This is a genomic window from Amycolatopsis echigonensis (assembly GCF_002846615.1).
GTDB lineage: Bacteria > Actinomycetota > Actinomycetes > Mycobacteriales > Pseudonocardiaceae > Amycolatopsis > Amycolatopsis echigonensis.
Genome location: NZ_PJMY01000003.1, coordinates 2,071,232 through 2,093,038, shown reverse-complemented (window position 1 = coordinate 2,093,038; position 21,807 = coordinate 2,071,232). Strand labels below are relative to the sequence as shown.

At 68.0% G+C, this 21,807-nt stretch carries 16 protein-coding genes and 1 pseudogene; 9 read left to right on the top strand and 8 right to left on the bottom strand.

Annotated features, from left to right (window positions below):
• Positions 1 to 20: 20 nt before the first annotated feature.
• From ATK30_RS14435 to ATK30_RS14425, 3 genes are all read left to right on the top strand, one after another.
• Positions 21 to 878 carry an ADP-ribosylglycohydrolase family protein gene (locus ATK30_RS14435; RefSeq protein WP_101436029.1) on the top strand — a complete coding sequence of 286 codons (858 nt, stop codon included), beginning with the start codon at positions 21 to 23 and terminating at the stop codon, positions 876 to 878.
• 713 nt (positions 879 to 1,591) lie between these two features.
• Positions 1,592 to 5,095: a DNA-directed RNA polymerase subunit beta gene (gene rpoB / locus ATK30_RS14430; RefSeq protein WP_101436028.1), complete on the top strand. Its 3,504-nt coding sequence runs from the start codon at positions 1,592 to 1,594 to the stop codon at positions 5,093 to 5,095.
• Between the two features lie 155 nt (positions 5,096 to 5,250).
• Complete coding sequence (locus ATK30_RS14425) at positions 5,251 to 9,162, top strand: DNA-directed RNA polymerase subunit beta' (RefSeq protein WP_101436027.1); 3,912 nt, start codon at positions 5,251 to 5,253, stop codon at positions 9,160 to 9,162.
• Positions 9,163 to 9,223: 61 nt separating this feature from the next.
• Here the strand turns inward: ATK30_RS14425 and ATK30_RS14420 are convergent, their stop codons facing one another.
• Positions 9,224 to 9,568 (bottom strand): hypothetical protein, encoded by a 345-nt coding sequence (locus ATK30_RS14420; protein WP_183123722.1) that lies wholly within the window; start codon positions 9,566 to 9,568, stop codon positions 9,224 to 9,226.
• Between the two features lie 98 nt (positions 9,569 to 9,666).
• On the opposite strand from ATK30_RS14420, the pseudogene ATK30_RS47275 reads away from it, so the two are divergent.
• Positions 9,667 to 9,726: pseudogene (locus ATK30_RS47275) on the top strand (zinc-ribbon domain-containing protein); the annotation flags it as partial.
• A gap of 4 nt (positions 9,727 to 9,730) precedes the next feature.
• Here ATK30_RS47275 and ATK30_RS14410 read toward each other — a convergent pair.
• From ATK30_RS14410 to ATK30_RS14385, 6 genes are all read right to left on the bottom strand, one after another.
• On the bottom strand, positions 9,731 to 11,233 hold the full coding sequence (locus tag ATK30_RS14410; RefSeq protein WP_101436026.1) for a hypothetical protein: 1,503 nt from the start codon (positions 11,231 to 11,233) through the stop codon (positions 9,731 to 9,733).
• Between the two features lie 9 nt (positions 11,234 to 11,242).
• Positions 11,243 to 12,397, bottom strand: coding sequence for a hypothetical protein (locus tag ATK30_RS14405; protein WP_101436025.1), 1,155 nt, complete (start codon positions 12,395 to 12,397; stop codon positions 11,243 to 11,245).
• A gap of 13 nt (positions 12,398 to 12,410) precedes the next feature.
• Positions 12,411 to 12,731, bottom strand: a complete 321-nt coding sequence (locus tag ATK30_RS14400; RefSeq protein ID WP_101436024.1) for a hypothetical protein — start codon at positions 12,729 to 12,731, stop codon at positions 12,411 to 12,413.
• Positions 12,728 to 13,309, bottom strand: coding sequence for a YbaB/EbfC family nucleoid-associated protein (locus ATK30_RS14395; protein ID WP_101440826.1), 582 nt, complete (start codon positions 13,307 to 13,309; stop codon positions 12,728 to 12,730). Before ATK30_RS14395 ends, ATK30_RS14400 begins: the two co-directional genes overlap by 4 nt.
• A gap of 120 nt (positions 13,310 to 13,429) precedes the next feature.
• Complete coding sequence (locus ATK30_RS14390; RefSeq protein WP_101436023.1) at positions 13,430 to 14,956, bottom strand: hypothetical protein; 1,527 nt, start codon at positions 14,954 to 14,956, stop codon at positions 13,430 to 13,432.
• Complete coding sequence (locus ATK30_RS14385; protein WP_244194614.1) at positions 14,957 to 15,535, bottom strand: hypothetical protein; 579 nt, start codon at positions 15,533 to 15,535, stop codon at positions 14,957 to 14,959.
• Positions 15,536 to 16,429: 894 nt separating this feature from the next.
• On the opposite strand from ATK30_RS14385, the gene ATK30_RS14380 reads away from it, so the two are divergent.
• The 5 genes from ATK30_RS14380 to ATK30_RS14360 all read left to right on the top strand — a co-directional run bounded on the left by ATK30_RS14380 (position 16,430) and on the right by ATK30_RS14360 (position 21,284).
• Positions 16,430 to 18,292 carry a selenium-binding family protein gene (locus ATK30_RS14380; protein ID WP_244194613.1) on the top strand — a complete coding sequence of 621 codons (1,863 nt, stop codon included), beginning with the start codon at positions 16,430 to 16,432 and terminating at the stop codon, positions 18,290 to 18,292.
• Between the two features lie 60 nt (positions 18,293 to 18,352).
• Positions 18,353 to 20,113 carry a hypothetical protein gene (locus tag ATK30_RS14375; RefSeq protein ID WP_101436022.1) on the top strand — a complete coding sequence of 587 codons (1,761 nt, stop codon included), beginning with the start codon at positions 18,353 to 18,355 and terminating at the stop codon, positions 20,111 to 20,113.
• A gap of 30 nt (positions 20,114 to 20,143) precedes the next feature.
• A complete protein-coding gene (locus tag ATK30_RS14370) occupies positions 20,144 to 20,464 on the top strand; it encodes a hypothetical protein (RefSeq protein WP_101436021.1) in 321 nt (106 codons plus the stop codon).
• 17 nt (positions 20,465 to 20,481) lie between these two features.
• Positions 20,482 to 20,715, top strand: a complete 234-nt coding sequence (locus ATK30_RS14365) for a hypothetical protein (protein ID WP_101436020.1) — start codon at positions 20,482 to 20,484, stop codon at positions 20,713 to 20,715.
• A gap of 77 nt (positions 20,716 to 20,792) precedes the next feature.
• Positions 20,793 to 21,284: an MmpS family transport accessory protein gene (locus tag ATK30_RS14360; RefSeq protein WP_101436019.1), complete on the top strand. Its 492-nt coding sequence runs from the start codon at positions 20,793 to 20,795 to the stop codon at positions 21,282 to 21,284.
• Here ATK30_RS14360 and ATK30_RS14355 read toward each other — a convergent pair.
• Positions 21,277 to 21,783 carry a GNAT family N-acetyltransferase gene (locus ATK30_RS14355; RefSeq protein ID WP_312878113.1) on the bottom strand — a complete coding sequence of 169 codons (507 nt, stop codon included), beginning with the start codon at positions 21,781 to 21,783 and terminating at the stop codon, positions 21,277 to 21,279. The two genes, ATK30_RS14360 and ATK30_RS14355, sit on opposite strands and share 8 nt — an antisense overlap.
• Between the last annotated feature and the right edge of the window lie 24 nt (positions 21,784 to 21,807).

Sequence of the window (21,807 nt, the reverse complement as noted above, 5' to 3'; positions counted from 1 at the left end):
GAAGTGGCTACTCTTCGCCGGTGAACGCGGATCTTGCCTTGGCCTGTCTGCGCGGTTTAGCCCTGGGGGACGCCTTCGGCGCTCGCTGCACTTTGCCCGGAGACCACCCCGAGGTGGTCGCCCGCAAGCTGCCCGAGGAGCCGTGGCTCTGGACGGACGACACCGAGATGGCTTGCTCGCTGTACGCCGTCCTGCGCCGCTGCGGCCGCGTGGACCAGGACGCGCTCGCGGCCTCGTTCGCCGCGCACTACGACCCGGACCGCGGGTACGGGCCGGGAACCGAACGCCTGCTCGCCCACATCCGCCGGGGCGAATCCTGGCGAGCGCTGGCCAGCCAGTCTTTCGGCGGCGGCTCGTGGGGCAACGGCGGAGCGATGCGGGCGGCGCCGCTGGGCGCGTTTCACGGCGCGGACCTACCCCGGGTTTTGCAGGACGCGGAACGCTCGTCGGTCGTGACGCATTCGCACTTCGAAGGCGTCGCGGGGACGGTCGCGGTGGCTGTGGCGGCGTCGCTCCGCGCGGTGACACCTCAGTTGGGCGGGGCGGAGCTGCTGCAAGGGGTGTTGCCGTTCGTGCCGCCGGGAAAGGTGCGTACGGCGCTGGAAACGGCTGTGCGGCTGATCGACGCGGATGCCCGGACGGCGGCCGCCGAACTCGGCGTCGGGCGCGAGATGGCCGCGCACGACACGGTGCCGCTGGCCTTGTGGGCCGCGGCTCGGCACCACCGCAGTTACGAGGACGCACTCTGGACGGTCGCGCAGGTCGCGGACGACGTGGACACCGTCGGCGCGATCACCGGCGGAGTACTGGCGGCGGGGGAGCACCGGTTGCCTGAGGAGTGGGTGCGGCGGGCCGAGCCGCTGCCTGGGTGGCTGTAGAGCATTGGCGGGCTGGAAGCTCAGCCGGTCCGCGCGAGGCCTGCAGAGCTCAATCCCGCGGCCTTCGTTCCCAGATCCGGCAGATGGAAACGCCGCCGAAGCCCAGTCCGTTTCCCGAAAGAACCCCACTCTCCCGGCCAACATCGGGCCCGCGACCGCTCGTGGAATGTGATCCATCCCGCGCCCGCCACACCGATGCGGAAACCGCCGCCGGAAACCCGGCAGGGCCGCCCACCTGCACCGCAGCCCGGCCGACCTGGGCGACCGTCCGCGGGTACCCGGCGGTAACCTCGACGCCCGCGGGAACGGTCACCCTGTGCTGTCCGCCTTCGACGCTGCGCCAACCGGCGGGACCGCCGCGCGGCATCTTGACTCCAAAGCCGCGTGGGTTCACGCTTACTGCCAACGGTCACGGCCGGGGAACGCGAACCTTGCGGGAGGGGCGCGAAAACCCGGTGCGAACCGGGAGCCGAGGACGCAGTGACGCTCAGGGAGACGCACTGCCCGAAGGTGACGCGATGCAGGCTGGGCCCCGTCTGGAGTGCCCCCTGGACAGACCGCGCCATCCGGGCTAGACTGCCTCTTTGCGCTGCCCTCTTTCAGGCTGCCCGGAGCCGGTAGTTAGGATAGTGGGCACACGGCACCCCTGACAGTCCGCGACAGCTGTTGCCATCGCGGCTGCTCACCGCTCATTGTCCCCGGAAGGACGCATCTTGGCAGTCTCTCCCGCGAACCAGGCCACTGCTGCGACCACCTCGGCTGAATCCCGCGCGCAGGCCACGGGAATCCCCGGAGCGCCCAAGCGGGTCTCCTTCGCGAAGATCCGCGAGCCACTCTCCACCCCGAACCTGCTTGACGTCCAGATCCAGTCGTTCCAGTGGTTCACCGGCCACGAGGCGTGGTTCGAGCGCCGCGTCAACGAAGGCGAAGAAAACCCGGTCGGCGGTCTGGAAGAGGTCCTCAACGAGATCTCGCCGATCGAGGACTTCTCGGGCTCGATGTCCCTGTCCTTCTCCGCTCCGCGCTTCGACGAGGTCAAGGCCTCGATCGAGGAGTGCAAGGACAAGGACATGACGTACGCGGCCCCGCTGTTCGTCACCGCCGAGTTCGTCAACAACAACACCGGCGAGATCAAGAGCCAGACGGTCTTCCTGGGCGACTTCCCGGTGATGACCGACAAGGGCACCTTCATCATCAACGGCACCGAGCGGGTCGTCGTGTCCCAGCTGGTGCGTTCTCCGGGCGTGTACTTCGACAGCAGTGTCGACAAGACGACCGACAAGGACGTCTTCAGCGTGCGCGTGATCCCGAGCCGCGGCGCGTGGCTCGAGTTCGACGTGGACAAGCGCGACACCGTCGGCGTCCGCATCGACCGCAAGCGCCGCCAGCCGGTCACCGTGCTGCTGAAGGCGCTGGGCTGGTCCACCGAGGCGATCCGCGAGCGCTTCTCGTTCTCCGAGACGCTGCTGGCCACCCTCGAGAAGGACCACACCGCGGGCACCGACGAGGCGCTGCTCGACATCTACCGCAAGCTGCGCCCGGGCGAACCGCCCACGAAGGAAAGCGCGCAGACGCTGCTGGAGAACCTGTTCTTCAAGCCGAAGCGCTACGACCTGGCCAAGGTCGGCCGCTACAAGGTCAACAAGAAGCTGGGCCTCGACACCCCGTACGAGACCGGCACGCTGACCGAAGAGGACATCGTCTCGGCCATCGAGTACCTGGTCCGGCTGCACGCCGGCGAGGACAAGATGACGAGCTCCGCCGGCGTCGAGGTGCCGGTCGAGACCGACGACATCGACCACTTCGGCAACCGCCGCCTGCGCACCGTCGGCGAGCTGATCCAGAACCAGATCCGGGTCGGCCTCTCCCGCACCGAGCGCGTCGTGCGCGAGCGCATGACCACGCAGGACGTCGAGGCGATCACGCCGCAGACCCTGATCAACATCCGCCCGATCGGCGCGGCGATCAAGGAGTTCTTCGGCACCTCGCAGCTGTCGCAGTTCATGGACCAGAACAACCCGCTGTCGGGCCTGACGCACAAGCGTCGTCTTTCGGCCCTCGGCCCGGGCGGTCTGTCCCGTGAGCGCGCCGGCATGGAGGTCCGCGACGTCCACCCGTCGCACTACGGCCGGATGTGCCCGATCGAGACGCCGGAAGGCCCGAACATCGGCCTGATCGGCTCGCTGTGCTCGTACGCGCGGGTCAACCCGTTCGGCTTCATCGAGACGCCGTACCGCAAGGTCGTCGAGGGCCAGGTCACCGACCAGGTCGACTACCTGACCGCGGACGAGGAGGACCGTTACGTCAAGGCGCAGGCCAACGCGCCGCTGACCGACGACGGCCACTTCGTCGAGGAGAAGGTCCTCGGCCGCCGCAAGGGCGGCGAGGTCGAGCTGATCGACCCGCTCGAGATCGACTACATGGACGTGTCGCCGCGGCAGATGGTCTCCGTCGCCACCGCGATGATCCCGTTCCTGGAGCACGACGACGCGAACCGCGCGCTGATGGGCGCGAACATGCAGCGCCAGGCTGTTCCGCTGCTGCGCAACCAGGCTCCGTACGTGGGCACCGGCGTGGAGCTGCGCGCCGCGGTCGACGCCGGGGACGTCCTGGTCGCCGAGCAGGCCGGCGTGGTCGAGGAGCTGTCCGCGGACATCATCACGATCATGCACGACGACGGCACGCGGAAGAGCTACGGACTGTACAAGTTCCGCCGCTCCAACCACGGCACGTGCTTCAACCACCGGCCGATCGTCAACGAGGGCGACCGGGTCGAGCAGGGCCAGGTCATCGCCGACGGCCCGTCCACCGAGAACGGTGAGATGGCGCTCGGCAAGAACCTCCTCGTCGCGGTCATGCCGTGGGAGGGCCACAACTACGAGGACGCGATCATCCTCTCCGAGCGCCTGGTGCAGGACGACGTGCTGACGTCGATCCACATCGAGGAGCACGAGATCGACGCCCGCGACACCAAGCTGGGCGCCGAGGAGATCACCCGGGACATCCCGAACGTCTCCGAGGAGGTCCTGGCCGACCTCGACGAGCGCGGCATCATCCGCATCGGCGCCGAGGTCCGCGACGGCGACATCCTGGTCGGCAAGGTCACGCCGAAGGGCGAGACCGAGCTGACCCCGGAGGAGCGCCTGCTCCGCGCGATCTTCGGCGAGAAGGCGCGCGAGGTCCGCGACACCTCGCTGAAGGTGCCGCACGGCGAGACCGGCAAGGTCATCGGCATCCGGGTGTTCTCCCGCGAGGACGACGACGAGCTGCCCCCGGGCGTCAACGAGCTGGTCCGCGTCTACGTGGCCCAGAAGCGCAAGATCCAGCCGGGCGACAAGCTCGCCGGCCGGCACGGCAACAAGGGCGTCATCGGCAAGATCCTGCCGGTCGAGGACATGCCGTTCATGGAGGACGGCACCCCGGTCGACATCATCCTGAACACCCACGGTGTGCCGCGACGGATGAACATCGGCCAGATCCTCGAGCTGCACCTGGGCTGGCTGGCCTCGCAGGGCTGGACGATCGAGGGCAACCCGGACTGGGCGAAGAACCTGTCGCCGGAGCTCTACGACGTCGCGCCCGGCACGAACACCGCCACCCCGGTGTTCGACGGCGCGAAGGAGGAGGAGCTCACCGGGCTGCTCGGGGCGACCAAGCCGAACCGCGACGGCGAGCGCATGGTCAAGGAGAACGGCAAGGCCACGCTGTTCGACGGCCGCTCCGGCGAGCCGTACCCGTACCCGGTGTCGGTCGGCTACATGTACATCCTGAAGCTGCACCACCTGGTCGACGACAAGATCCACGCCCGCTCCACCGGCCCGTACTCGATGATCACCCAGCAGCCGCTGGGCGGTAAGGCGCAGTTCGGCGGCCAGCGCTTCGGCGAGATGGAGTGCTGGGCGATGCAGGCCTACGGCGCGGCTTACACGCTGCAGGAACTGCTCACGATCAAGTCGGACGACGTGGTCGGCCGCGTCAAGGTGTACGAGGCGATCGTGAAGGGGGAGAACATCCCCGAGCCGGGCATCCCGGAGTCGTTCAAGGTGCTCCTCAAGGAGCTCCAGTCGCTGTGCCTCAACGTCGAGGTGCTCTCCAGCGACGGCGCGGCGATCGAGATGCGCGACTCCGACGACGAGGACCTCGAGCGCGCGGCGGCGAACCTCGGCATCAACCTGTCCCGCAACGAGTCGCCCTCGGTGGACGACGTCGTGCACTAGCCCGCCTCTCCGGCGTTTCCAAGTGTGGTCGCGTTTTCGAGGACCGTCGCGCTGGGAGGGGTACCGTGGCCGGCTGCCGTCACGGTACCCCTGAGGTGCGGTTGATCCCGGGACCACAAAGGCTTTAATCCTCAAGGAAAGAGGGAAGAAAAGACGTGTTGGACGTCAACTTCTTCGACGAACTCCGGATCGGTCTTGCTACTGCCGACGACATCCGTCAGTGGTCCTTCGGCGAGGTCAAGAAGCCGGAGACCATCAACTACCGGACCCTCAAGCCGGAGAAGGACGGGCTCTTCTGCGAGAAGATCTTCGGTCCGACCCGGGACTGGGAGTGCTACTGCGGCAAGTACAAGCGCGTCCGGTTCAAGGGCATCATCTGCGAGCGCTGCGGCGTCGAGGTCACTCGCGCCAAGGTGCGCCGTGAGCGGATGGGCCACATCGAGCTGGCCGCGCCGGTCACCCACATCTGGTACTTCAAGGGCGTTCCGTCGCGCCTTGGCTACCTGCTGGACCTGGCGCCCAAGGACCTCGAGAAGATCATCTACTTCGCGGCCTACGTGATCACCGGCGTGAACACCGAGCTGCGGCACAACGACCTGCCGACCCTCGAGAACGAGATCGGCGTCGAGCGCAAGAACCTCGAGACGAAGCGCGACGCCGACATCGAGGCCCGCGCGCAGAAGCTGGAAGCCGACCTGGCCGAGCTGGAGGCGGAGGGCGCGAAGTCCGACGTGCGCCGCAAGGTCAAGGAGGGCGGCGAGCGCGAGATGCGCCAGATCCGCGACCGCGCCGGTCGCGAGCTGGACCGTCTCGAGGAGGTCTGGACGACCTTCACGAAGCTCGAGCCGCGTCAGCTGATCGCCGACGAGCTGCTCTACCGCGAGCTGGTCGACCGGTACGGCGAGTACTTCACCGGCGGCATGGGCGCGGAGGCGATCCAGAAGCTGGCGACCGAGTTCGACGTCGCCGCGGAGGCCGACAGCCTGCGCGACACCATCCGCAACGGCAAGGGGCAGAAGAAGCTCCGCGCGCTGAAGCGGCTCAAGGTCGTCGCCGCGTTCCAGGCGACCGGCAACGACCCGCGCGGCATGGTGCTCGACGCCGTCCCGGTCATCCCGCCGGACCTGCGTCCGATGGTGCAGCTCGACGGTGGCCGCTTCGCCACGTCGGACCTGAACGACCTGTACCGCCGCGTGATCAACCGGAACAACCGGCTCAAGCGGCTGATCGACCTCGGCGCGCCCGAGATCATCGTCAACAACGAGAAGCGGATGCTGCAGGAGGCCGTCGACGCGCTGTTCGACAACGGCCGCCGCGGGCGTCCGGTCACCGGTCCGGGCAACCGGCCGCTGAAGTCGCTGTCCGACCTGCTGAAGGGCAAGCAGGGCCGGTTCCGCCAGAACCTGCTGGGCAAGCGCGTCGACTACTCGGGTCGTTCGGTCATCATCGTCGGTCCGCAGCTGAAGCTGCACCAGTGCGGTCTGCCGAAGGACATGGCGCTCGAGCTGTTCAAGCCGTTCGTCATGAAGCGGCTGGTCGACCTGAACCACGCGCAGAACATCAAGTCCGCCAAGCGGATGGTGGAGCGTTCGCGGCCGCAGGTGTGGGACGTGCTCGAAGAGGTCATCACCGGCCACCCGGTGATGCTGAACCGCGCGCCGACCCTGCACCGGCTGGGCATCCAGGCCTTCGAACCGCAGCTGGTCGAGGGCAAGGCGATCCAGCTGCACCCGCTGGTCTGCGAAGCGTTCAACGCGGACTTCGACGGCGACCAGATGGCGGTGCACCTGCCGCTGTCGGCCGAGGCGCAGGCCGAGGCCCGGATCCTGATGCTGTCGGCGAACAACATCCTGTCGCCGGCGTCGGGCCGTCCGCTCGCCATGCCGCGTCTGGACATGGTCACCGGCCTGTTCCACCTGACCCGGCTGAACGAGAACGCCGAGGGCGCGGGCAACGCGTACTCCTCGCCCGCCGAGGCGATCATGGCGTTCGACCGCAAGGCGCTGAGCCTGCACGCCCCGGTCAAGATCCGCATCACCGACCGTCAGCCGGCGAAGGCCGACGAGGCGGCGCTCGCGGAAAAGGGCTGGGAGCCGGGCAAGCCGTGGCTGGCCGAGACGACCCTGGGCCGCGTCCTGTTCAACGACCTGCTGCCGGCGGACTACCCGTTCATCAACGAGCCGATGCCGAAGAAGCGGCAGGCGGCCATCGTGAACGACCTCGCCGAGCGGTACTCGATGACGCAGGTCGCGCAGACGCTGGACAAGCTCAAGGACGCCGGTTTCTACTGGGCGACCCGCTCGGGCGTCACGGTCGCGATCTCGGACGTGCTGACCCCGGTCGGCAAGAAGGCCATTCTCGACGAGTACGAGGGCAAGGCCGACCAGGTCGAGAAGCGGTACCAGCGCGGTCAGCTGTCCCACGCCGAGCGCAACAACGAGCTCGTCAAGGTGTGGACGCAGGCGACCGAAGAGGTCCACAAGATCATGGAGACGGCGCTGCCGGACGACAACCCGATCGCCATGATCGTGAAGTCGGGCGCCGCCGGCAACATGACGCAGGTCCGTTCGCTGGCCGGTATGCGCGGTCTGGTGTCGAACCCGAAGGGCGAGTACATCCCGCGTCCGATCAAGGCGAACTTCCGTGAAGGCCTGTCGGTGGCGGAGTACTTCATCGCGACGCACGGCGCCCGGAAGGGTCTGGCGGACACGGCGCTCCGTACCGCGGACTCGGGTTACCTGACCCGTCGTCTGGTGGACGTTTCGCAGGACGTCATCGTCCGCGAGGTCGACTGCGGCACCACGCGCGGCATCATGATGCCGATCGGCGAGGACCTCGGCGACGGCAAGATCGTGCGCGACCAGCACGTCGAGACCTCCGTGTACGCGCGGAACCTCGCGACGGACGCGGTGGACCCCAAGGGCAACGTCGTGCTGAACGCGGGCGACGACATCGGCGACCCGGCCATCGAGAAGCTGCTCTCCAGCGGCATCTCGAAGGTCAAGGTCCGCTCGGTGCTGACCTGCGAGTCGGCGGTCGGGGTGTGCGCGACCTGCTACGGCCGTTCGATGGCGACGGGCCAGCTCGTCGACGTCGGCGAGGCGGTCGGCATCGTCGCCGCCCAGTCGATCGGTGAGCCGGGTACGCAGCTGACGATGCGTACGTTCCACCAGGGTGGTGTCGCCGGTGACGACATCACGACCGGTCTGCCCCGTGTCACCGAGCTTTTCGAGGCTCGCGTGCCGAAGGGCAAGGCTCCGATCGCGGACGTCGACGGCCGCGTGCGGATCGAGGAGAGCGAGCGGTTCTGGAAGATCACCCTGATCCCGGACGACGGGTCGGAGGAGATCGTCTTCGACAAGCTGTCCAAGCGGCAGCGGCTCGCGAACACCCCGAACGGCCCGCTGGGCGACGGCGACCACGTCCACGTCGGACAGCAGCTGCTCGAGGGCACGCCGGACCCGCACGAGGTCCTGCGCGTCATGGGCCCGCGCGAAGCGCAGATGCACCTCACGGACGAGGTCCAGAAGGTGTACCGGGCGCAGGGTGTGTCGATCCACGACAAGCACATCGAGGTCATCGTGCGGCAGATGCTGCGCCGCGTGACGATCATCGACTCCGGTGCCACGGACTTCCTGCCGGGCGAGCTGCCCGAGCGGACGAAGTTCGAGGCGACGAACCGGGCCGCGGTCGCCGAGGGCGGCGAGCCGGCTTCGGGCCGTCCGGTGCTGATGGGCATCACGAAGGCGTCGCTGACCACGGACTCGTGGCTGTCGGCGGCCTCGTTCCAGGAGACCACGCGAGTCCTGACCGACGCGGCCATCAACGGCCGCAGCGACAAGCTCGTGGGCCTCAAGGAGAACGTCATCATCGGTAAGCTCATCCCGGCCGGTACGGGCATCAACAAGTACCGGAACATCCAGGTGCAGCCGACCGAAGAGGCGCGGGTCGCGGCGTACGCGATCCCGTCCTACGACGACGGCTACTACACCCCGGACGTGTTCGGTTCGGGCACCGGTGCCGCGGTTCCGCTGGACGACTACGACTTCGGTCGCGACTTCCGCTGATCCGCTCCGCTTGAACGAAACGCCCCCGGCTTCGGCCGGGGGCGTTTCGCTTTCTCGGGCTTCAGGCTGCGGAGGGGACGCCGATCCGGTCCAGGAATTCGGCGATCAGGTCGATGCGGGTCAGGAGGGTTTCGGGGCCGAGCTGGTCCCGGTACACGGCATAGCACCAGCCGCGGTCGAGTCCGATGATGTTCGTCAGCTGGTCGCGGTTGCGGCTCAGCCAGTCCACGGTGTCCGGGCTGACCGCCCGGGCAGCGAACTCGGGGTCGCTGGTGTAGCCGGTGAGCTCGTTTTCCGGCAACGGGAACTGTTCCCAGCGGCCACCCGAAGGCGAGCTTCGCGCTTCCGCGCCGAAAATCTTGTGCTGATGGTTCGTGAGGTCCTTCGTCCGCCCGAAGATCCGCACCAGATCAGGCCTGCCCGGGCTGTGGGCTGAAGGCGGCCGGCGGGAAGTTCTGCACCGGATGCGGGAGTGCACTGCCGCCGACTGTCCATTGTGGATAATGCGGCAAGGAAGCCAGGGCGGGTGCGGTGTTCTGCTCGGATTGCGGGCATCGGCTCTGACTGGTCAGGTCCGGGCGAGGGCTTCGCGCTTCTTTCTCGTCCGGCGGGGAACGCTGGGGAAGTAAGTGCGTTTGATCAGGAGGAGCCCGGGAAGGACCCAGATCAGTGCGCCCAGGACATCGAGGGCCGAGTACATCGAGCCGAGCTGGTAAGCCGGGTGTCCCCAGAGCGGGCCGACCGCGACCTCCACGACGGTGCCGCGAGCGGGAAGCTCGGAACGGGACCAGTCGGCGGTGATTTCGCGGATGCCGCCGTCTTGCTCGTAGGTCGCGTCGATCTCGGCCCGGTCCGCAGTGCACGACAAGCCGCCGGATGTGGTCACGCAATGCCGGGTGCCGCCTTCGCTGACCCGGGTGACCGTCGCCTGCACCTGCGGGGCGAGCCTGGTCAGCACCGCGATCGAGTTGACTGCCGGTCCCACGCCGATGGCGAGCAGGGCTAGTGCGATGAGCGTGCGTGCGGTCAGCGAAATCGAGGTGACTGGCTGCCGGTCGCGGGCATCGCGCCTGCGGTTCAGCGGAGTGCGGAGGAAGCCGCCGCGCTGGCCGATCCACGCGTCGTAGCGGGTGTCCGCACTGGTGGAGATGGAGCGGAAGTGCCGGTCGTTCGCCCACTTCTCCCAGACGCGCGACGGAACCGCGGCGGCAAGCACCGCGAGCTTGCGGGAGTTGTCGAACATCCGGTCTTCGGTGAGTCCGCCGGTGTCGGTGGTCCAGAGCGCGTCCTCGCGGAAGGCGACCTGGTGCACGCGGAAAAACCGGTCGTTCAGGAGCAGTTCGCGGACCTCGCCGGTCAGCATTTCCCGGGCGAAATCCGGATCCGAGGTGTAGACGGAAAACCGGCGGTCGAATTCGGGATCGGTCTCGAATTCGTGCAGGGTGGTGTCCGGACGCAGCCAGCTGAACTGATTGCGGGTGATCCGCATGTCTTCCAGCGGAGTGAAGTGCTCCGGGGCGAAGGCTTTGAGCTTCGGCGAGATGGTCAGCGCGGGTGCCTTCGGGATGCGCAGCTCCACGACCGAGCAGATGGAACCGAGCGCTTCGGCGAGCTTCGACTTCCGGCGGAAGTTCTCGTCCCGGTAAGGAGATTCGGTCGAATACTCGATGCCGAGCAGCCGGTGCCCGTGGTGAGTGAACTCGACCGTGGCCCGGCTCGGCCAGGGGTCGGGATGGTCACGCGGAACGGCGAGCCCGTGCCGGGGAAGGAAACCGAAGCTGGCTTCGCCGCTGGAGTCGACGCGCTTGACCCAGTGCTGCTGACGCCAGCCGCGCCAGGTGAGCAGTGCGGCGACGACCAGCGGCACGCCGTACCAAGCCCACTGCGGCACGGACATGCTGGCGAAGAACCAGTACAGCGTCGTGAGGGAAACCGTGATCCCGCACAGAAGATGGAAGATCGCCGCCAGAACCGAGCTGCGACGCTCGGCCCAGGCGGCGATCCAGAGCAGCACGAAGGACAGCGCGTAGCCGCCGAATAAATAGCCAGGGACAATCATCTCGTCCGTCACGCGGCGACCTTACATGTCGAGGTTTTCGCGGGTCTCGTCCTCGGAATGGGGGCCTGCCTTGTCCGTGGCTTGGCCCGACTTGTGAAGGTCGCGGGAATTGCTGATCGTCTTGTCCGCGATGTCGTACAGGCCCTTCCCCACGTAGGCGGAGCCCTTCTTCATATCGGCCGGGTTGACCCCGAACGTCTGCTTGAACGCCTCGCCCGGCACGTTCTTGAGCGTGTTGAGAGCTTCCTCGCCGGTCGCCTTCAGCCTGGTGCCGATGCTTTCGGACTTGCCGAGGATGCCGTCGATCGCCTTCTGCTCGCCCGGCTTGATCATCGTGCCGCCCGAGGTCAGCTTCGAACCCTGCTTGATCATGTCGTCGGTCCACTTGCCGAGGAACGCGATGAATTTGTCGAGCAGCTTTCCGAGCTTGCCGAGATGCTTGGTGACCTTGCCGATCACGCTGGCGACCTTGGCCACCGACGCCGACATCGCCGCGGCGACCGACGAGCCGAGGCTGACGACGGAGGCGGCGAGCGCGGGCAGCCACAGGTAGATCAGCCAGCTGACCAGTTCGGAGATGATGGCCTTGATGACCTCTTCGATGACGGTCATCACCATCGACCACATCTGCAAGGTCTCGGCGACCGCACCGGCACTGGAGCCGATGCCCTTGATGCCTTCGGAGAACTGGGCCAGCGCCTTCTTCGCGGCCTCGCCGCCTTCGCCCTGCCAGTCCTTGAGCGATTCGTCGCCCTTCTTGACGAAGTCGTCAGCCAGAGCGACGAAGCCCTTGCCGATCTCGACGAAGTTGCCCGAGGCTTCCTTGAGGGCAGGACCGTCGCCGGTGACGAAGTGCAGGGCGTCCTGAAGAGGCTGGATCAATTCGATCAGCATGTTGAGGCCGTTGCTGACCAGCCAGCCGACCGGGTCGAGCGCGAAACTCACCGCGTCCGCCGCCGCGCCGGCGACGAAACCCGCGCCGTCCTGGAGCAGCTGCCCGCTGGCGGCGGCGACATCCCCGACATCCTTGGCATCGCCGAAGTTCTCGATGGCACCCGAGACCGTGCTGTAGCCCTTGCCTACGAACGGCGTCTTCTTGATCGTCTCTTGGACGTTGTGCCCGAAACCGTCTTCGTGCTTGATCTTTACGCCGTCGGCGACGCTGTCCTGTCCCATGAGTTTCCCCTGCTCAGAGCGGTCCGTCGATCTTGGCGTTGAACTTGCCGAAGGTCATGACGGTGTCCTTCTCATGTCCGTCGTAGATCTCCGCGGCTTTGTCGAGCTTGCCCTGCAGCCCTTCGAGGCCGTTCTTCATCGCGTCGAGCAGCTGCTTCAGCTCGTCGAGTTTGCTGGTGTAGGTCTGCTTGGCGACCAACCCGATCAGGCCCCACGACTTGTCGCCCACGTCAGCCTGGCCCACGAGATTCCCGAACTTGCCCGCTTCGCTCTTGTAGTGGTCGAGCCCGGTCGAGTACTTCGTGATCGCGGTCGTTACGACGCTGTGGGTCACCGGTGGTCCTCCTCGTCGTTGAACAAGTTCTTTAGGAACTGATCGCCCGCCGACGCCGAGGGCGGCGCCGGCGGAGGTGCCTGAGGCGCCCGGCGGTCGTCGCGAAGCAGGTCATTGTTGGCGAAGTCCTCGTCGTCCTGTACCGGTCCTGCTTGTCGCGGCTGCGCCTCCGGGAGGTTGGACTCCAATTCCTCCACGGTGGTTCCCAGACCAGCCGCCTGTGCTTCGAGGACCTGCTCGGACACGTTCAGCCCGAAGGCCGTGCCCACGTGCTCGTCGACGATCCCGGCCTGCTTGCGCGCGGACTCGGCCACCGCCTGGTGCAGCGTCGCCAGGATCGTGGACGCCAGCTGGTCCGGCTGCTGGCGGAGCGCGTCCGGGGAGAGCCGGAGGTCCTTGACCGAACCGCTCGGGCCCGCGACCACGGTGACCGACCGGTCTGGCGACATAGCCTGCGCTTCGAGCGCGTTCAGTTCCTCCTGCATGTCGCCGACCTTCGCGAACTGCGCTTCGGCCTGCTTGAGCTTCGTCTGGAACTTCTCGAACTCCGCGACGAGTCGGTCCATCTCTTCGGACACGGCGGTCACACCTTCCCTGCACCTCGCTGATGCGCGGGATTATGCCGCTTCTGTCTGCTTCGCGCTTAAGGAGTGAGAAATCCGGGGCGGATGATCACCGCAAGTCAGCGATCCGGCTCGCTAAGGCCGAGACTCGGCCTGACGGGACTCTTGGAGCTGGCGCAGGATGCGCACCCGGCGGGGAGCCTTCGGGCGGAAGATCATCTTGAAGAAAAGCAGCCCCAACGCGACCGGGAGCAACGCGACGAGGATGGTCGACGCGACGGCGTCGCTGTTCTGGAACACCGTGTTCCACCAGATCGGGCCGATCCGCACCGGGACCACGTCGCCGCGCTCGGGCAGCTGGCCGACACGCCAGGTGGTGACGACCTCGTGGGTCTGGCCGCTGTCCTCGTAGGTGCCGCGGACCGCGGGGGACTGGCTGTCGCAGATCTGGGTGCGGTTGGGTCCGCAGGAGCGGCCGGCATCGCCCGCGGTGGAATCGAGGACGGTGAGCTGGACTTCGCTGGCCAGACCGGCGGCCGCGGCGATGCCGTTGGCGATCGGCAGCAGGCCGAGCATCACCATGGCCGCGGCGAGCAGGGAGCGCGTGAGCACCGTCGTGGGCGAGAGCGGTTGCCGGTCCATCGCTTCGCGGTACCGGTTCACCCGGTTCCGCACGAAACCCCGACTCTCGTCGAACCAGAGGTCGTAGCCAGTTTCGGCGCGGGCGGTCACCCGGGCGAACTCGGTGCCGGGCCAGAGGTTCGGCGTCACAGCCGCGGCGAAGATCGCGAGGTGGCGCGCGTTGCCGAGCAGCCGGTCTTCGTTCAGCCCGTCGGCTTCCGCGGTCCAGAGCGCGTCCTGGTCGAACACGACCTCGTGGACCCGGAACCACAGGTCGCTCAGGATCAGCTCACGGACTTCCGGGGTGAGCACTTTGGCGGCGAACTCGGGATCCTCGGTGGTGACCTCGAAGCGCCGGTCGAATTCCGGGTCCACCGCGACCTTGTGCGGCTCCCCGGCCAGGACCTCCCGCGGTTGCACGGACGGCTTCAACGACGGTTTCGGGGTGCCGACCTGAATGCGGGTGATCCGGGCGTCCTCGAACGGGGTGGTGTAGTCCGGTTCGAACGCTCCGACCTTCGGTGTGATCAGCAGCGTCGGGCTGGCGGGGATCCGCAGTTCGATCATGGAGTAGATGCCGCCGACGCGGTCGGTGACCCGGCTGGTGGCCGAATCCGGCTCGGTGAGCGGGTATTCGACGCCGAGCAGCCGGTGGCCCTGGTGCTCGAGTTCGAGGACTCGCCGCAGCGACAGGCTGTCCCGCTGGTCGAACGGGACGGTGCGACCTCGCTTCGGCAGCACCCCGAAGGTCACCTCGTTCGTGACGCCGAGGCGGCGGAGCGAATCTCGTTGCCGCCAGGACTGCCAGAGCACGAAGGCGACGAACACCACCGGCAGCGCGATCCAGACCGCCAGCGGCGCGCGGACCTCCATGCTGACGGTGAACCAGGTCAGCGTCGTGCCGAGGAAAACGAGGCCGCAGGCGATGTTGCTGATCGCCGAGGTGACTGTGCCGCCGCCCTCGGTCCGGCCCGCGATCCAGAGCAGGACGAACGCGGTCAGGTAGCCGAGAACGATGTACCAGGGAAGCGGTTCTGCCATTTATTCGCCCATGTCGAGGTTGTCGCGGGTTTCTTCGGCGGTTTTGCCGTCGCCGACCGACGGGTTCTTGGCGTAGTCGACGATTTTGCTGCCCATCTTGTAGGCTGCTTTGCCCTGGCTGCCCGGGCCTTTGGACAGGTCGCCGGGGCTGGATCCGGTGACCTCCTTGACCGTTTCCTCATACAGCTTCTTGGGCAGGCTCTCGGCGGCTTCCTTGGCCGCGTCGCCGAACAGCGCGGCCCTGGTCTTGGTGACCTTGGCGACCACGCTCGCGACCTTGGCGATCGACGTGGTCATCACCATCGGCCACATCTGAAGCGTGTCCGCGACCGCACCCGCCGCGGTGCCGATGCCCTTGATGCCCGGGGAGAACTGGGCGAGTGCCTTCTTCGCGGCGTCGCCGCCTTCGCCTTGCCAATCCTTGAGCGCTTCGTCGCCGTCCGTGACGAACTGGTCGGCCAGCGTGACGAAGCCTTTGCCGATCTCGGTGAAGTTCTCGGACGCGCGTTTGAGGCCAGGGCCGTCGCCGGTGACGAAGTGCAGGGCGTCCTGCAGCGGCTGGACGAGTTCGATCAGCATGTTCAGGCCGTTGCTGACCAGCTAGCCGACCGGGTCGAGCGCGAAGCACGCCACGTCGACGGCCGCGCCCGCGACGAAGCCGGTGCCGTCCTGCACCAGCTGGCCGCTCGCCACCGCGATGTCCCCGGCGTCCTTGGCCGAGCTGAACTTGTCGACGGCACCGGAGATCGTGCTGTAGCCCTTGCCGACGATTGGCGCTTCTTCGCCAGGTCGGACGCGTTCTGGACCAGGCTGTCGTCGTAGCCGTTGACTTTTCCTTCGACCCGGTCCGCGACGCTGTCCTGTCCCACGTCTTCCCCTCCCTCGTCCCCGTAGCGGATTATGCACGTTTCGTCCCGATTCGCGCCTTCGGGTCGCGGCTCGGTCGGCGGCGAAGGACCGAGAGTTCCCGAGATTTGGTCACGAAAAGGTAACGAACATATCGGGCGAACAGCCCCGCCCGCGACGCCGAAGCGGCGAACATACGGTGGGCCGAACGGAGCATCGCAGGTCAGCGCCGCCGCTTTTGCCCGGTGCGCCGGGCGGGCCAGGCAAGTCGGCCCAGTTCGTGGGATATTCACCCCTTCGGTCGATGTTCCCACGATTGATCACCGCATTGACAGTGCGTGCGGTTCGCCAGAGTATTTCGCGCATGTCCTTTCCGGTTGCCCTGGTGTGGCGTCTGCACGTGGATCTGCGCCAGCAGGCCAGTGCGCTGTGTAGGGATTCCTGACCTTTTCTCCCGGCCGTATCCGGCTGGCTGATTTCTCTTGCCCCGCAACGGGTTTCTCGTACCCGAGGGGATGAACGCTTTCTCTGTTCGGCGCGGGTTTCGCGCGGGTTTCGTGCTGCCCGCGGAACGGGGAAAGAAGTGCCTTCCCGGGCGCTTCACGGGAACACAAACAGGGAGACACAATGCGATTCAGCTCCTCCTCGGGCGCCCCGCCCCGATGGCGGAAAGCGCTGACCGTCGCCGGCGCGGTGGCGCTCGCGATCGGCGCGGTGACCTACACCGGGTCCAGCACCAGCGCCTACGCCGACGTCCAAGTGGTCACCGACGCCAAAACCGCGTCCGACGGCAAGCAGTACTGGGTGCAGAACCACCTCGTCAGCAAAGACCTCGCCGCGCAAGCGCGTTCCGCCGACGGCACGCCGAAGAAGTGGCTGCTGGTCTGGGCCGGCGACGAGAACATCGCCGACACCGCGGTGAAGGACGTCAAAAACCTGCCGGGTTCGCTCGGCGGCGGCCTCGGAAAGGCCAAAAATGCCTTGCCCGGCCCCGATTTTCTCGCGGTGATCGACGCGACACAGGGCTCGCCGACGTACGGCAAGGTGGTGAACACCGCGACCGTCGGGCCGCTCGTCGAGAACGAGCCGCACCACATGCAATACGTGTGGCACAAGGGCGACACGATCTACGCCGGTGCGTTGTTCGCCGCGGCGACGTACGCGTTCGACGTCAGTGCGTTGCCCCAGTTGAAACTCAAGGGCATCAGCCTGCCGACGCAGACGCTCGGCGGTTCCGTGCCCGACGCGTACTGGGTGCTGAAGGACGGAACCGCGTACGGCACGTACATGGGCGGTCCGGTCGTGCCCGGTCCGTACGCGTACCAGGACGGTTCCACGCAGATCGGAAACGGCTTCGCCGGGAGTCCGGGCGAGGTCGTGCACTTCGACAAGAACGCGCAGGTGCTGTCGCAGAATCCGGCGGCGACCCCGCAGGGCGACAACGCGAAGCTGTGCGACAACCTGCCGCAGCTGGGCAAACCGTCCTGCGCGAACCCGCACGGCGTCCAGGCGCGCGAGGACCTCAACACCCTCGTCACCAGTGACTACGCCGAACCGCGGAACATCATTCTCGACCCGGTGAAGCAGCCGTCGCCGTACCTGCGGCGTCCGACGATCCGCACCTGGGACATCTCCGACCGCAACCACCCCAAGCTGAAGGCGGTGTCCTACCTGCAGGACGGCCCGCGGGCGAACCCGGCGGACCCGCTGCATTCGGAAAGCCGCGCGGTCATGGAGACCACGGTGACGAACCTGCCCGGCCACAAGGGCGCGTTCGCCGAGACGATGCAGGGCGGCGCGATCTTCTACACGCCGGACATCACCGCGAAGGATCCGCACTGGATCGAGGTGTTCGACGACGGCACCGCGGGCAAGCCGATCTACTCGCAGAACGACTCCAACGGCGCCAGCTCCAACGGCGGCTGGCTGCAGACCAGTCCGGACGACCGGTTCCTGTACCACGCGGTGCAGGGCAGGCAGAAGGGCGCGCTCGGCCCGGACGACCCCGGCACCACCGGCGGCGTGTACGTGCTCGACATCCAGAAGCTGGTCGCGGCCGGCGACAAGGTCGAGGACATCAAGGGCCGCGTCGACACCTTGGAGAAGGCGCAGCAGGGCGGCGGGGGAGACCTGCCGACGGTCGTCGGCTCCGCGCCGATCAACCCGGGCGTGCCCGGGGCGGGCCCGCACTGGGGCGCGTACGACAACTTCGCGCTCGGCCCGGACGGTTTCTACCACGAAACCACGCAGCCGCAGCACATCGCGGTGTCGAACTACTTCGTCGCCCGGTCCGGTTTGGACGGTGACCACAAGGTCAACCTGCTGAACCTGTCCCCGGACGGGAAGGTCGCGGTCGACCAGAACTTCCGCGACGAGTTCACCGGCCAGGTCGGCATCAACTTCAACCGGAAGTCGTGGCCGCACGGGGACTTCGGCAACGCCAAGCCGCACTCCGAGCTGTTCGTGGTCGCCGACCAGAACGTGAAGTAACTCCTTCCCGGCGCGCGGGCGTCCGTCCGCGCGCCGGGCTCTTCTCCGAAGAAGGTCTCCATGGATCACCACGTCACTCCGGCCGCCACCGGATCGTCCGGGGTGGACAGTGCCGCGCTGGTGCTGCGGTTGGCACTGCTGCTGGCGACGGCGTTTCTCGCCGGTACCGGGATTCTGCGCCCGCTCGTCGGTCCGTTGCCGCGCAAGCTGTGGCTCACCACCGGCGCGCTGGGCATCGGGTCTGCGGTGCTGGCCGCGGTGTCGGCGGCGACGGTCGACGTCAACCTCGTCGCGCTGATCGTCCACATCGTGCTCGCGCTCGCGGTGCCGGTGCTGCTGAGGTGGCCTTCGGCGGGCCGTTGGGCTTCGCTCGCGCTGGTCGTGCTCGTGGTGCTGGAGACCTCCGTCGACGGCACGGGCATCTCCTTCGCCATCGACACCGTGTACGTCGCCGCCGCCGCGCTGTGGTTCGGCGTGACCCTGCTGTCGGCGTGGGTACCGGTAGAGCAGTGGCGGTCGACGCCGTTGCGCGTCGGTCCGCTGTCGGTCAGCCTTGCCGGACTGTTGACGCTCGCGGGCGTTGTGCAGCTCGGCGTCTCCGGGGTCGCTTTCGACCGACGGCTGTACGAAACGCTGTTCGGAATCTCGCTGATCGTGGTCGTCCTGCTGCCCGCAGCGGTCACGGTAATTGCCGCGGTCTTGTTGTCCCGCAACGCTTCTACCCGCGGCTACCGCTACGGCGTCGCTGGCGTCGCACTCGGTTTCCTCGCGTGGAGTGCACTCGCCGCGGTTCCGCAGCCAGCGCCGCTGCCCGTGCCCGGAGTGCCGCTGCTGGCGGACGCGACCGTCGGCGGCGCGACCGTGCCGCTGCTGGTCAGCCCACAGCGGCCGGGGCGCAACCTCGTGCACTTCCCGGCGAGCGCGGGCACGGACGTGTCCGCTGGCGTCGAGGGCGGGAACGTGACCACTGCCGCGGCTCGAGCCGGCGCGGAAGGCAGCTGGGCCGAAGTCGAACTTCCGCCCGGACGCAGCACTCTCGTCGTGCACAAGGGCGGCGCGACCACGACGGTCGACGTCGACGCGGGCACCGAGGCAGGCCCATCCGTATCGGACGCCGACGCGCCGGAATGCGCGGAAGCCGCACTCGGCGGTCTGGTGGCGGAGAAACGGGACGTGCTGACCAGCTGTCCCTCGGACGCGTTGTCGTCGGAGGACCGCGGTTCGCTGGTGAAGCTGGTCGAATTCCTCGCCTCGCGGAAGCCGTCGGCGATTACGCTGGTCGAGGACCGTTCGCCGCGTGGCGTGCAGGCCGGGCAGCTCGTGCGCGAAACCGCCGCTCGGGTCGGTCTGCCGGTGCGCCCGGACGCGGCGGCGGACACCGCGCTCGTGGTCGTCTCCGGCTGGAGCGACGGGTACCTCGCGATGAGCCGCGCCGCCGAATCACAACGGCTCACACCGACCCACCAGTTCGGCCTGTACCTCGCGCCGTGGCTGCTCAACGGACCCATCGTGAACACCGTGGCCAGCGCGGCCCTGCCGCTGCGCTTCGATCCGCGCGACCAGCTCGCGGTCAGCTACGCGGTGGCGGTCGGCAACAGCTTCGGCGGCGAAAGCCCGTCGCTGGGCGGTTTCCGGACCTGGCTCGGTCCACAGTGGACAGCGGTGAACGGCGAGGTGCAGCTGTTCGCGGCCGCGCAGGTCAACGCGATGCCGATGTACCCGAACGAACCGCACGCGCCCGGCATGCAGGCCGCGCGCGACTACGCGGGGCAGTGGATCCCCGACGGAACCATCGTCCCGATCAGCGGCGCGCTCCGCTGACCACAGTTCCCCGAAGAAAGGAAACCCCTGATGAAACGCATTGCCGCCCGGATCCTGCTGCCGCTCGCCGCGGCCGGGGCGTTCGCCGGATTCGCCGGGGGAGCGGCCAGCGCCGCCACCCCGGACCCGTCCGCCGCCGGTCAGCCCGCTGGCCTGCCCTCGCTGCCGACCGGCAGCCTGCCCTCCCTGCCCACCCCGGGCCTGCCCGGCCTCCCCGGAGCGCCGACCGGCGGCGGCCCGTCGGTCTGGGTCGTCCCCGGCCTCGACGCGGGCAGCCTCCTCGGCCCGACCACGCAAGCCCCGGCCCAGCTCCTCGCGCCGGTGTTTAACCTCGTCACCGCCGTTTCCTGAGTACTGAAGGAGTAGCCATGAAGAAGACAGTCGTCCGCGCAGCCGCCGCCACCCTGCTCTCCGGAGCCGCGGTACTCGGCGCCGCCGCGCCCGCGCTGGCCGCCGCGCAGGACCAGCCCGGCGTCACCGTCGTCGACGAACCGGACACGTCGAACCTGAACAACATCTGGACGTTCGCGCCGCTGGGCGTGCCCGTGCTGGGCCTGGTCCAGTCGCTGAACGGCGTCCCCGGCCGGATCCTGCCCGGCTGACCCGGCTCCGCCGGTGGCTCCCCTCGTCCCCCGGGAGTCACCGGCGGCCCTGGGCGAGGTCTGGCGAAAGAAGGAACATGGACAGACAGCTGATCGGCCGGCTCGCCATCGCCGGCATCGCGGTGGCCGCCGTCGCCGCGGCCGTGGTGATCCTCGGCACCGGCGACGACCCCGCGCCCGCCCCGGTCGCCGTGTCCGCGCCGACCACCGGGGCGCCGCAACGCGCCCCGGACCGCACCGTGACCCGCACGCTGGCCCCGACGACCTCCACCGCGCCGGTCGCCCCCGCTCCGTCCACCTGGCAGATCACCTATGAACTCGCCGGCTCCGGCACCGCCACCGTGGTTTACGACGACAACGGCCTCGGCCTGGTGCAGCAGGAACTGTCCGTGCCCCTGCCCTGGCGCAAGACTCTGACCTGGCCGAAGACGGACGTCGCGCCGACCGTGCAGCTGATGGGCCAGTCGAGCGGCCCGGTGGAATGCCGGGTGTCGGTGAACGGTGTGCTGGCACGGTCCGCGAAAGCCGCCGACGGCGAGGTCGCCAGCTGCGCGGGACGGCTCAGCTGAGGTCCTTGGAGAACCAGTGCTCGGCGTACTGGTCGTCGTTGAACGCCTCGACCTCCGCGTAGCCCATCGACGCGTACAGCGCGCGTGCCTCAACCAGGTCGTCTCGGGTGTCGAGCCGCATCCGGGACGAGCCCAGCCGCTTCGCCGCTTCTTCGGCCGCCGTGACGATCAGCTTCCCGCCGCCGTGCCCGCGATGTTCCGGGCGTACGTACACCTTCGTCAACGCGCTCAGCCCGGGCTCGACCATCCGCACGCCGACACAACCGGCCGGTTTCCCGTCCCGGTAGGCCATGAGGAACGCCCCGGTCGGCGCGACGAGCCCGTCGCTGGGCTCGTCGGCCAGCGCCGCGTCCACCTCGGCGGACGTGGCAGGGCGGCCGTAATACCGCGACGCGAGCTCGTCCAGGTACTCGCGCAGGATCGCCGCCGCGTCCGGGTGTCCGGGCGGGATTTCGCTGATCTTCCAGTCCACGTCCTTCATCTTGGGGAGGCCGTCCACCGATTTCCCCGGCAGGTACCGTGC